2 protein-coding genes are annotated in these 13,559 nt (G+C 49.8%); both read right to left on the bottom strand.

Translation table 11 applies throughout. The features are described from left to right. Window positions 1–6,776, bottom strand: a 6,776-nt coding sequence (locus AB4Z08_RS35665) for an amino acid adenylation domain-containing protein (protein ID WP_441578553.1), incomplete at its 3' end; no start/stop codon positions are given. Between the two features lie 37 nt (window positions 6,777–6,813). Continuing rightward, window positions 6,814–13,559: amino acid adenylation domain-containing protein (locus tag AB4Z08_RS35660; protein ID WP_441578552.1), on the bottom strand; the 6,746-nt coding region annotated here is incomplete at its 5' end.

The following is a 13,559-nucleotide window of genomic DNA, read 5'->3' as shown; positions in this document are numbered from 1 at the left end:
GGGAACAACACGGTATTACCCAGGTCAGTGGCGATGCTGGATAACAAACCATAGGAACGGCATTGCTGCAAAGGCAGATGTGCCTGCAGCCCTGCCATATAATCGGCCATGTTATGATGAGTCACCATCACACCYTTRGGTGTACCGGTACTGCCTGAGGTATAGATCACATACAACAGCTGCYCAGGTGTTACCGGCAAGGAAGCCGCTGCTGTGCTGCGGTTGATCTCATCACGGTCATCATCCAGTGATACAACCRTTAAACCWGTTGCAGGGAGCAGATCGCGGCAACTGCTGCTACTAACAACAACTGCTGCCGCCGTATCTTCCAGCATATACTTTATACGTTCTGCCGGGAAGTCTGGTTCAATGGGCACATAAGCGCCGCCAGCTTTCAGGATACCCAGCATACCAATGATCATATCGGGGCCGCGTTCCATGCAAAGCGGTACCAGGGAGCCGGTGGTAACGCCCCTCTCCTGCAGGTAGCCTGCCAGGCGGGATGCCCGTTTATTGAGTGCGGTATAAGAAAGTTTTTCTTCTTCAAAGACAAGTGCAACCGCGTTTGGATTTTCCTTCGCCTCCCGTTCAAACATCTCCAGGAAATAATGACCGGTAACATCAACGGCCGTACGATTTTCCAGCTGTTGTTGTTCTGCCGGAGAAAGCAGTTCAATATCTCCGATCAGGACAGCCTTTTGATGAATGATCTGCGAGATCACCTGCTCAAAATGCGCGGCTATCATCTCTATAAAATAATCAGACAATAGGTCATTGTTAAATGTAAAGATCAGATGTGTTTCTGCTGCCACGCCCATGATGATGGTCAGCGGGTAGTTGGTGTGCGGATGTGTTTCCACTTCGCTCACCTGCAGATGCCAGGTTTGTGCATTTACCACTTCACTTACCGGGTAGTTCTGGAAAGTGATAGTGCTGTCGAACAATTCCCCCGCCACATTGATCCATCTCTGGATGGAATTAAGGCCGGTGTATTGGTATTCACGGCTCTGCAACTGGCTGTTCTGTATTGTTTGCAGCCAGCCGGTTATGTCACGTGCAGGATCAATAACGGTATATAAAGGCAGCGTGTTAATAAAGAGACCTACTTTGTTTTCCATGCCCGGCAGATCCTGCGGACGGCCGGAAACGGTGATGCCGTAAGCAACATCGCGGTGGCCGGAATAGCGATATAACAGGTACGCCCACACGCCCTGCATCAGGGTATTCTGTGTTATATGGTGTTGTTGTGCAAACTGTGTAAGACGCGTGGTAGTAGCGGCATCCAGTCGAAATACGCGCTCCCTGAAATTACCACCACCTTTTGTAAGCCTGGTGGTACTGGCGGTAAAAGGGAGGAGACTTCCTTCTTCCAGTCCCTGCAGGTAATTACGCCAGTAATGTTCTTCTGCTTCCTTATCCAGCCTTTCCTGGTAGCGGATATAATCTTCGAAGCGGTCTTCCATTACAACAGGTACCGCGTTGCCTGTTACCAGTGCTTCATAGGTGCTGAGCAATTCTTCTACCATTACCGGTAATGACCAACCATCAAAAAGAATATGATGAGAGGTCCATACCATCTTGTAGGTGTCCTCACTAAGCCGGAGTAAACTGATACGCATCAGCGGGGCTGCTTTCAGGTCAAAGCCCTGTAGGTTGTCTGCTGTTTCAAATGCCTTTACAGCAGCAGCCTGTGCGGCCTTATCCATTCCACGAAAATCGGTTACCTGCATAGGTACTGTTACCTGCCTGTATACGCATTGTACCGGCACGCTGAATACATCATGGTAAAAACCACTTCTCAGGATGCTGTGCTGGCTGAGCAGATATTCCCAGCTTTGGCGGAAAAGATCTTCCTGTAAGCCACTCACTTCACAGCTGAACTGCTCTACATAGGTGCCACCCTGCATATCATACAGGGTATGAAACAACATGCCCTCCTGGAGACCGGTAAGCCGGTACAGGCCACTGATCTGGCTGCGCAGGGGTAACCCATTACGGGAGCTATCCAGGAATTCGTCCAGTTCTTCATTTGTTATTTCTGTACTTAATCCATAATCTGCGGGCGTGAATACCGGCTCCCGGAGTGCCTGTTCCACACAATGATCTATCACCAGCTCCAATTGTGCGAGATAAGCAGTGGCCAGTTGAGTAATACCTGCTTCGTCATAGTGACGGGTGCTGTATTCCCACTGCAACAGTAGTTCGCCGTTCTGTACCATGCCGGTGAGCCCCAGCTTGTGCAGCAACGGATAGCTGGCACCGGTATCAGACCCCGATGATTCCGGGGCGCCGGTGATAACGCCATCCTGTTTCACTGCATTGTCTGACTGTCCCAGGTAGTTAAAGATGATATCCCAGGGATCCTTGCCCTGCAGGGATTCCACTTGATTGATATATTTCAGTACGCCGTAACCTAACCCTTTGTCAGGTACCTGCCGCAATTGTTCCTTTATTGTTTTGAGAGATGCGCCAGGCGTACTGCCGGCGTCTACGTGTAGCCATACAGGATATAAAGCTGTAAACCAGCCCACCGTACGGCTGGTGTCAATACCAGAGATGATATCCTCACGGCCGTGACCTTCCAGACCAACCACTACTCCCGCTGCGCTGCTCCAGGCAGTGAGCGTACGCGCCAGGGCACATAACAGCACATCGTTAATAACGGTATGGTATGCACGGGGTACTTCCTGCAGCAGCCGTTGTGTTTGTGCCTTGTCCAGCTTCACAGCACAGGAGGCAGTATCTGCTACGGTTAGTTTACCATCATATTTTTTATCTGTGCGCAACGGCTCGTAACCGGCAACAACCTGCTGCCAGTATTCCTGCTGACCAAGCACCCTGCGGCGGCCGCCATACTGCTCCAGGGCTGTATACCACTGTCGGTAGGAACTGCTTTTATGTCCAAGTATCGTAGTTACTTCTGCAACAGGATCACCTTTCAGCAACAAGTCAAGATCTTCCAACAATATGCGCCAGGAAACACCATCCACAGCCAGGTGATGGATAATGATCAGGAGGCGGTGATGTTTTTCTGTTCCAGGTGTCCGGAATAATACCGGCCGGATAACCTGTCCCTTCTCTATTTCCAGGCTTTGCTGAAAACCACCGGCATGTCGGGCAATTTCTTCTGCAAGGGTTTGCGTAGTAATATTGCTGAGGTCTACTATTTCCAGTTCCCCTGTCATGCTGCCGTATACCTGTTCCCAGCTATTGCCGGAACGCTGATAGCTAAAGCGCAGGGCATCGTGGTATTCCACCAGCCGTGCTACAGTGGAAGACAGGACCTGTGCACTGATACTTTTATCAACGGCTAATAAAATGCTCTGGTTAAAAGGAATGGTTACCTCACCAGCGGTGGTAAAGTACCATTGCTGGATAGGCAACAGGCCGCTGCTACCGGTAAGCAGTCCCTGCTCTCCGGTGACTTCGCTGCTTTTGCGGGAAGCCAGCCATGCTGCCAGCGATGCGACTGTCTGGTGCAGGAACAGGTCGCGCGGCTGCAATTCATAACCGCTGCGTTTAGCACGGCTCACTACCTGTATGGTAACAATAGAGTCGCCTCCCAGTTCAAAGAAATTATCGTATATGCCTACCCGTGATACACCCAGCAGTTCCTGCCAGATGTCAGCCAGTACCTGTTCTGCCTCACTACGCGGCGCTATATATTCATGCGGCTGCAATGCGGCTGCATCGGGGTCCGGTAATGCTTTCCTGTCTATTTTACCATTAGCCGTGAGCGGTAGTTTATCTAATGACAACAACAATGCAGGCACCATGTAGTCCGGCAGTTGTTGTTTCAGAAAGGACGTAATGCCCTCCCTGTCGAAAAGGCCGGCAGGCACTATATATCCTACCAGCCGTTTATGGAGACCACTATTATCATCTTTTGCGAGTACGGCTGCTTCCTTCACCAGCGGACAACTACGCAGCACATTTTCTATTTCACCGGGTTCTATGCGATAGCCCCGCACTTTCACCTGTGCATCAATACGGCCCATGTACTCAATGGTGCCGTCACTCAGCCAGCGGCCGAGATCACCGGTGCGGTACATCCTGCTGCCGGGTTGCGGACTAAAAGGATCTGCTACATACTTTTCTGCTGTCAGTTCAGGACGGTTATGATACCCGCGTGTTACGCCGGCGCCGCCGATACAGATCTCTCCGGCAATGCCCACAGGCAGCAACTGATCTCCACGACCCAGGATATAGATATGCGAATAATCTATAGGACGGCCAATGGAAGCAGAAGCCTGTCCCGGCGTTAATTTATACACGGTACTGTAAGTAGTATCTTCCGTAGGGCCATACAGGTTACGTACCACCATATGCGCCAGTGCGTTGCTACGCTGTACTTCCGCCGGAATGGGCTCCCCGGCCATATTCAAAACAGTAACCCGCGACAGGTCAGTTTGATTGTTCAGTAACGCCCTGATCACACTGGGCACCGTGTTCACCAGTACTGCTTCATCGAGTGGCAAATATTTTTCTATTGCCAGACCATTCTGCAATATCCTGATACGGCGACCAATACTTAACGGGTAGAAGATCTCAAATACAGACAAATCGAAACACATGGAAGTGGTGGCATACACGGTTTCAAAATGATTATGTACAAACTCATCCCGGCACCAGGTGAGGAAAGCAAACATATTGCGGTGTTCTATCATTACCCCTTTGGGCTTACCGGTAGATCCTGAAGTATAGATCACATAGGCCAGCTGTTCCGGCACAGGTAACGTAGCCAATGGTGTAACCGGGTAATTGCTGATAAGAGCTGCATCTTCATCCAGTGATATCACCTCCGCATGTTGTTCCGTCAATGTCAACTGCTGCCGTGCAGTACTGCTGCTGATAATAATTCGTGCATCCGTATCCGTTATCATGTAGCGGATCCTCTCCTGCGGATATTCCGGGTCTACCGGTACATAGGCGCCCCCGGCTTTCAGGATACCCAGCATAGCAATGATCATCTCCGGACAACGCTCTATACACACTGGTACCAGCGATTCCCTTGCAATACCTTTGGCGCTGAGGTAGTGCGCCAGCTGATTGGAACGTTCGTCTATTTCCCGGAAACTCAGCGAAACATCATCCGCCACCAATGCAATAGCATCCGGAGTAAGCGCCGCCTGCGCGGCAATGAGATCTATCGCCGTTTTATATTCCAGTGGTGCCAAACCGGCTTTATTAAAAGTAAGCAACAGTTGCTTTGCTTCTGCCTCACCGAGGATGGGCAATGCATCTATCTGTGTAGCGGGCGATGCCACCACGGCCTGTAGCAGTCTTTCATAATGTGCTATCATCCGTTGTATGGTACTTTCGTCAAACAGGTCCGTGCAATAGGATACAGATCCTGCCAGCGCGCCACCGGATTCCTCCAGGGAGAAAACCAGGTCAAACATCGTAGTAGTATTGTCTACCTTCTCCTGGGAAAAGGAAACAGCATCCAGTCCTTCATTGGCATCGGCGGGCACATTCTGCAGCATGAACATCACCTGGAACAGCGGATTCACGCTCAGGTCACGTTGTTTCACTACTGCTTCCACTATCCTCTCAAAAGGTACTTCCTGGTGGTCATAGGCACTGAGTGTAGTATCTTTTACCTGTTGCAGTAATGCCGCAAAAGTGGGATTATCACTCAGGTCACTGCGCAATGCCAGGGTATTGACGAAGAAACCAATCAGCCCTTCCAGCTCCTGCCGGGTACGGCCGGCAGTAGGACTGCCCACACAAATATCATCCTGGGCACTATAGCGATATAGCAATACCTTAAAGGCAGCCAATAATGTCATGAACAGGGTGGTGTCCTGTTGTCTCGACAGCGCCTGTAAACCGGCTGTGAGCGCGGCGTTAAAACGTATGGGGCAGGTTGCTCCACGGGCACTGTGGATAGCAGGACGCGGATAATCCAATGGCAGGTTAAGCACAGCTGTGCCGCTTAGTTTGTTTTTCCAGTAATCCAGTTCATTTTTCAAAGCATCTCCCGACAGGTGCTGACGCTGCCAGATGGCATAGTCTGCATATTGCAGGGGCAACGGTGGCAGCTTAGCGGAACGCTCTTCCACGGAAGCATTGTAGAGTTCCATTAATTCCCGGATGATAATGCCGGTAGACCAGCCATCCGAAGCAATATGGTGAACATTGATCACCAGTACATATTCATCATGATGTTGTGCGATCAGGTGTGCCCGCAACATATGATCCCGGGAGAGATCAAAAGGCTGTGCTATCAATGCCCTGATATAGGATTGGAGGGCTGCTGCATCGTTCTTGTAAAGTAGTTCATCTATCATCTCCAGCTGCCACCGGTTTTTTTCACCTACCTGCTGGAAAGCCTTTCCATTCTCCTGTGTGATAACGGTGCGTAAAATTTCGTGGCGGTTTACGATCTGCTGCAGTGCATGTACAAGGGCGGGGCGACTGAGTACTCCCTTTACCCGCATGACCATAGGCTGATGGTATTGCACACTGCCTTCCAGCTGATCAATGAACCATAACCTTTCCTGGCTGAAGGAAAGGGGGATGTGGGTCATCCCGTTACGGTCCGCGGCACTTATCGTTTTCGCTGTGGCAGTTTCCGGAGCATTATGATGCTTCCTGAAATATTCTATCAGGTATTCCTTGTTATTTTTCAGCTCATGGAGAAAGGTGGCGTCAATAATATGCTCCCTATGCGTTTGCACAATCAGCTCATTGTCATCAAATGATATCTGAATGCCTATATCATTTGCTTTTTCCAGTAGATCTACTATATCAGTTAAGTTAAAGCTGGTCATTTTACAATTTTTAACATGAAAGAATCAGCGGCATGTATCAGAGTCTGATTGTTTGCAGATCTTCTGCCGCGATAGCTGCCTGTGACTGGTTTACACGGATATATTTAGCAAGCGATTCTATAGTGGCCAGCATAAAGAAATCCCTTACGGACACCTTTACCTGGAGAGTTTTCCTGATCATTGCAATCAATCGCATTACCTGCAGGGAGTGGCCACCCAATTCGAAGAAATTATCGTGGACGCCTATACGTTCCAGGCCCAATAGTTCACACCAGATGACGACGAGCGCCTGTTCTGTTTCATTACGTGGCGCCACATATTCATTGAGCAGCTGGGCGTTGTCACCAGGATCCGGCAGGGCTTTCCTGTCCGTTTTACCATTGGCCGTAAGTGGTATCCGGTCTAGCTCTACCAGCAGTGATGGCACCATGTATTCCGGCAGTTTTTCTTTCAGATAATTGAGGATAGCTGTCTTATCAAAGGTTCCTTTAGGTACTATATAAGCAACGAGGCGTTTAATATGGTTCATGCCTGCATGTGCAATCACTACAGCTTCTGTTACCCGTCCGGACTGCAGCAACACACTTTCTATTTCACCCAGTTCAATGCGGTAGCCACGGATTTTCACCTGTTCATCCATGCGTCCCAGGTACTCCACATTACCATCGGGCAGCCATCTGCCCAGGTCGCCGGTACGATACATTCTGCCACGCGTTGCCACGAAAGGATCATTGATAAACTGCCGGGCAGTGAGGTCCGGACGGTTGAGATATCCTCTTGTCACGCCCACTCCTGACACACAAATTTCTCCGGGTACACCTACCGGGCATAGTTGCTTTTCCTTATCCAGGATATAAATGTGCAGGTTCTGTACGGGCGCACCGAGCGGCACATTCGTATAGTCGGGTACGTTATGCATGATATAGTGGCAGATATCATCCGACGCTTCCGTGGGACCATAGGCATTGACCACAGGAATATGTTTATACCTGCTGAACCATTGTTCAAGTGTATGCCGGCTGATGGCTTCCCCGGTTACCAGCAGGTATTTCAGACCAGAGAGGTTAACAGGAATATTTTCATCCAATACAGCGGCAAGATAGGAAGGCACCAACTCCAGGATGGTAACCTGCTGTCTGTCTACCGCTTCCATCATCGCTGCTGGATGCAGTATCACCTCTTCCGGGTAAATGATAGTAGTACCGCCACAGAGCAGGGCCGCAAATATCTGCCATACCGAAATATCAAAAGTATAGGCAGCGTTAAATGCCACTATACTTTTATCATTGATCTGCAGGTCATTTATTTTGGCAAACAAATGATTGAGCATACCGCCATGTTCCACCATCACCCCTTTGGGTAGACCAGTAGAGCCAGAGGTATAGATCACATAGGAAAGATCATGCGGAGCAGGTATTTCCGTCAGTTCAGTCCTGGCATCTGTGATGGTATCCTGATACGTATCTGTTGTTATGATGTCCACGCCTGGCAAGGCAGGAAGCTTCTCTTTGCCGTAACTGTCTGTCACTACCAGTTTGGCGCTGCAGTCCTGCAACATATACCGGATTCTTTCTTCCGGGTATTCAGGGTCAACAGGTACATAAGCGCCTCCGGCTTTCATAATCCCCAGCAGGGCTATGACCATTTCCATGGACCGTGTTACACATACCGGCACGAGGGTATCAGCAATTACACCACGGGCCACGAGGAACTGCGCAAGCTGTGTACTGCGCTGATCAAGTTCTTCATAACTCATGACTGCTTCTCCCAGTATCAGTGCAGTAGCGGCCGGCGTAGCTTTCGCCTGCCGGGCAAGCAGGGTGACCAGTGTTTCTGTATGCGGGTATGCAACTATTTTATGATTGAAGCCATGCAGCAACTGGTCTTCCTCTTTTGTGGTGAGCAGCGGCAGGTGATCTATTTTTTGTGAAGGCATTTCTGCCAAAGCTTTCAGCAGTTGTTCGTAATGACCAATCATCCGGTCGATGGTAGCGTCTTCAAAGAGATCAGCGCAGTAGCCTGCTGTGAGCTGTAACCCTTCAGGCACTTCCTGCAGCGACAGGTTAAGGTCAAACTTGGCATGGTGTACTGCATTGCCTTCCGGTAACAACGTTACTTCGCCCAGCCGCAGTTCAGGGGTATCAGGCGTATTCTGCATTTCAAACATTACCTGGAAAAGAGGTGTTCTGCTTACATCCCTTTCCGTTACTACCTGTTCTACTACTTTTTCAAATGGCACTTCCTGGTGTTCGTAGGCATTCAGCGTAGTTTCCTTTACCTGCTGTAACAGGGTGGTAAAAGAAGGATTACCCTCCAGATTGCTGCGTAGTGCGAGCGTGTTAATAAAGAAACCCACCAGTCCTTCTGTTTCCTGTCTTGTTCTGCTGGCGATGGAGGTACCCACACAGATATCATGCTGGTTGCTGTAGCGGTACAGCAATACCTTGAATGCCGATAGCAAAGTCATGTAAAGCGTAACACCCTCCTGTTTTGACAATGACTGCAGTTTCACCAGCAGCTGCTGATCAAACAGGAATGAACGCAATCCGCCGCGGGTGCTCTGCATCGCAGGGCGGGCGTGGTCCAGCGGCAGGTTCAGAATAGCTGTATCTGCCAGTTTATTTTTCCAGTATTGCAGTTGCTGTTCCAACACTGCGCCGGAGAGGTATGTTCTTTCCCAGATGGCATAGTCAGCATATTGGATATCCAGTGGAGGTAAAGTAACCTCGCTGTGTTCTAATGCAGCCTGGTAACCCATCATCAGTTCCCGGATGATAATACCGGCTGACCAGCCGTCTGCCGCAATATGATGTACGGTGAGCACCAGCACGTGTTCGGTAATGTCCAATACCAGCAGGTGCGCGCGAAGCATATAATCTTTTGCAAGATCAAATGGTTGATTAACCAGTGTGCGTATCTCTTCTTCCAGACCAGCTTCGCCGGAGTGCTGGCGTATTTCCGGCTGCCAGCCATCTTTGTCCATTACTACCTGGTATATATTACCCTCCTGTTCTTCAAATACGGTGCGCAGCACTTCATGCCGGTTTACAACTGCCGCAAGCGCCTGTGTGAGGGCGGCTGTGTTCAGTGTGCCCTTTAACCGGAGAACAGTTGGTATATGATAATGTACGCTGCCTTCCAGCTGATCAATGAACCACAAACGTTCCTGGCTATACGATAATGGTATATTGTCCGGCCGTACAGTGGCTTCAATAGCCGGCAATAAAGCTTTCCTGTTGCCCGCTGCTACCTGTGCTGCAAAAGCCGCCAACGTAGGATGCAGGAACAGTACTTTCATGGACAACTCTACCTTCAGTTTATTACGCAGGGCAGACATAAGGCGCATCGCCATCAGTGAGTGTCCGCCCAATCCAAAGAAATTATCATAGATACCTACCTGTGGTACCTGTAAAAGGTCCTGCCAGATAGCTGCTACGGCGTGTTCTGTTGCAGTGCGTGGTGCTACATATTCCTGACCACCGGCATTTCCTTCCGGCTCCGGCAATGCCTTCCGGTCATATTTTCCGCTGGGTGTCAGCGGAAATACAGTCATCGCTATCAGCACCGATGGGACCATGTATTCCGGCAATTGCTGCCGCATATAAGTAAGGATTCCTTCCCTGTCAAATGAACCTTGCGGTACTATATAGGCTACCAGCCTTTTAACCCCCTTATCTCCATGTGCCCCCTCCTTCGCCAGCACCACTGCCTGCGCTACCAGTCCACAGTCCTGTAATACTTTTTCTATTTCTCCCAACTCTATCCTATACCCCCGGATCTTTACCTGGTCATCTATACGGCCCAGGTATTCGATCGTGCCATCCGGCAGCCACCGGCCCAGATCTCCGGTACGGTACAAACGTCCGCCCCATGCAGTGCTGAAAGGATTGGTAATAAACCTTTCTGCGGTAAGGGCAGAGCGGTTTAAATACCCTCTTGATAAACCGGCACCGCCCGCACATATCTCACCAGCTACGCCAACAGGGCACAGTGCAAGATCCGGTGACAGGATATATACCTGTACGTTAGTTATGGGCCCTCCTATAACAGTTACGCCGTGATCACGTAGCGGATGGTCAGTCATAGTCGTGCACACTGTATTCTCTGTAGGACCATAAGCATTCAGCAGCCTTCTCCCCTCAGCCTGTACATAGGCGGCATCTTCACGGTTCAGGGCTTCTCCTACAGATAACACTGTTTTTACAGGCCCCAATACCTCTCTGACCATATGCAGGTAGGAAGGAGGTAATACCACCATTGTTACCGCTTGTGCTGATACCAGTGCAGCAAATTTTTCAGAAGACAAAAGGTCTTCCTGCTGCGGCAATACAATCAGCCCACCATTCAGTATCGTATTGAATATTTCATAACAGGAGGCATCAAAGCCAAAAGATGCAAACTGCAGGGTACGTGTTGCAGCGGATATACGTAAGGCTACTGCATGACCCAATGCAAGGTTCACCACACCACGGTGTTCTATCATGACTCCTTTGGGTTTGCCAGTGGAACCGGAAGTATAGATCACATAGGCCAGATGCTCCGGTAACGGTTTTACAACAGGTGTTGCAGCCACATAGCTGTGTAACACCTCATGGATATCTTCCATCACGATGATACGGATACCCGGCAGCTGCGGCAAACGGGATAAAGAGGCTTTATCTGTCAGTAACAGTGCTGCACCGGTATCTGTCAACATAAACTCCATGCGCTGCTGCGGATAATCAGGGTCTACAGGTACATATGCCGCACCAGCCTTCAGGATGCCTAATATGGCAATAACCATATCAAAGGAACGTTCCATACATACCGGCACCAGCATTTCCGCGGTAACACCCTGTGTTGCCAGGTAATGCGCCAGCCGGGATGCCTGTTCATCCAGTTCGCGGTAAGTGAGCACCGCATTCTTCCATATCAATACCGGCGCTTCCGGCGTTTGTAATACATGTGCTTCAAACAGATCGAGGATCGTTTTATCCTGCGGATAATCTGCCTTGTTATCATTAAATGTGAACAGCAACTGTTGTTCTTCTTCCGGCAACAACATACGCAACTGGCCGGCAGGCAGGTGACGGTTTGCCGCAACAGCGCGCAGTAGCTGTTCGTAATGTCCTGCCATCCTGCTGATGGTTGCAGGGGTAAACAAGTCTGTTACATATTCTATGAAGACCGTCATTCCTTCTGCCGTTTCCTGCACCGTAAAGGTGAGATCGAACTTGGCGGTTGTATAAACAAAGCGGTCTTTATCCAGTACAATATCTCCCAATTGCAGTTCCGGAATATCAGGAATACTCTGTAAGGCGAAGGCCACCTGGAATAATGGTGTTCTGCTCACATCACGGTCTTTCACCACTGTTTCCACTACCTTTTCAAAAGGCACTTCCTGGTGTTCATAAGCACCGAGTGTAGTTTGTTTTATTTGCTGCAGCAGCGCTGTAAATGAAATGTTACTTCCGAGGTCACTGCGCAGGGCGAGTGTATTGATGAAGAAGCCGATCAGTCCTTCTATTTCCTGCCGCGTTCTGCCCGCAATGGAAGTGCCTACACAAATATCCTGTTGGCCGGTATAACGGTACAGCAACACTTTGTAGGTTGCCAGCAACGTCATAAACAGGGTGACGCCTTCCTCGCGGGACAAGGCTTGCAGTGCTGCCGCCAGCTCCCTATCGATATGGAAAGTGCTGATAGCTCCCTTTGTACTTTGCACCGGTGGCCGCGGAAAATCTGTGGGCAGATTCAATGCAGGTACATTTGTCAGTTTATCTTTCCAATAAGCAATCTTTTCATCCATTACGGCGCCTGACAAATAATTACGCTGCCAGATCGAATAGTCTGCATATTGTATATCCAGCGCAGGTAATACAGGAGTATGTCCTGCTGCAAAGGCACGGTACAGTTCTGCCAGTTCACGGACCATAATACCGGTGGACCATCCATCAGAGGCTATATGATGTAATACTACCAACAGGATATGTTCTGCCGGACCTGTTACCACCAGGTGCACGCGGAGCATATGGGCACTGCGCAGATCAAACGGTATATTGATGAGCTGCTGCAGATACTGTTGCAGGACGGCTTCATTTTCCCGGTACAGGGATTCATCTGTTATCTGTAACTGCCACTGATCTTTTTCCAGTACCTGCTGATAAGCCAAACCGTCTTCTTCTGCTATCACTGTACGCAATACTTCATGCCGGTTCACAATAGCCTGAAATGCGGCAGCCAGTGCTTCCCTGTTGAGGTGACCCTTCAACCGCAATACGGTAGGAATATGATAGGTTAAACTACCTTCCAGCTGGTCAATAAACCACAAACGTTCCTGGCTATACGATAATGGAATATGTGCAGGTCTTTCGGTACGTTGCAGTTCCGGTGTCGCTGCCGGTGATGTTTGTTGCAATAGTTGTGCAGCAAGGCCGGCGATAGTCGGGAAATCAAATACATCACCGATGGATATTACCAGGCCCAGTTGTTTCCTCACCGCAGAGATCACCCGGATAGCCAATAAAGAGTGCCCTCCCAATGCAAAGAAGTCATCGTGCAACCCGATGTCTTCTATCTCCAGCAGGTGGGACCAGATACCGGCCAGTGTTTTTTCCAACGCAGTAACAGGCAAGGCCTTTTCTGTGGCGACTACTATTTCCGGATCAGGTAATCCTTTCCGGTCGATCTTTCCATTGGGTAATAAAGGGAAATGTTCCAGTGGGATCAATGCCGCCGGCACCATGTATTCCGGCAAGCGGCTGCGCAGGTATTCCAGGATATGGTCCCGGTCAAAGTCTGCGG

The organism is Chitinophaga sp. RAB17 (assembly GCF_052114225.1).
GTDB lineage: Bacteria > Bacteroidota > Bacteroidia > Chitinophagales > Chitinophagaceae > Chitinophaga.
This window is presented reverse-complemented; position numbering and strand designations above follow the sequence as displayed.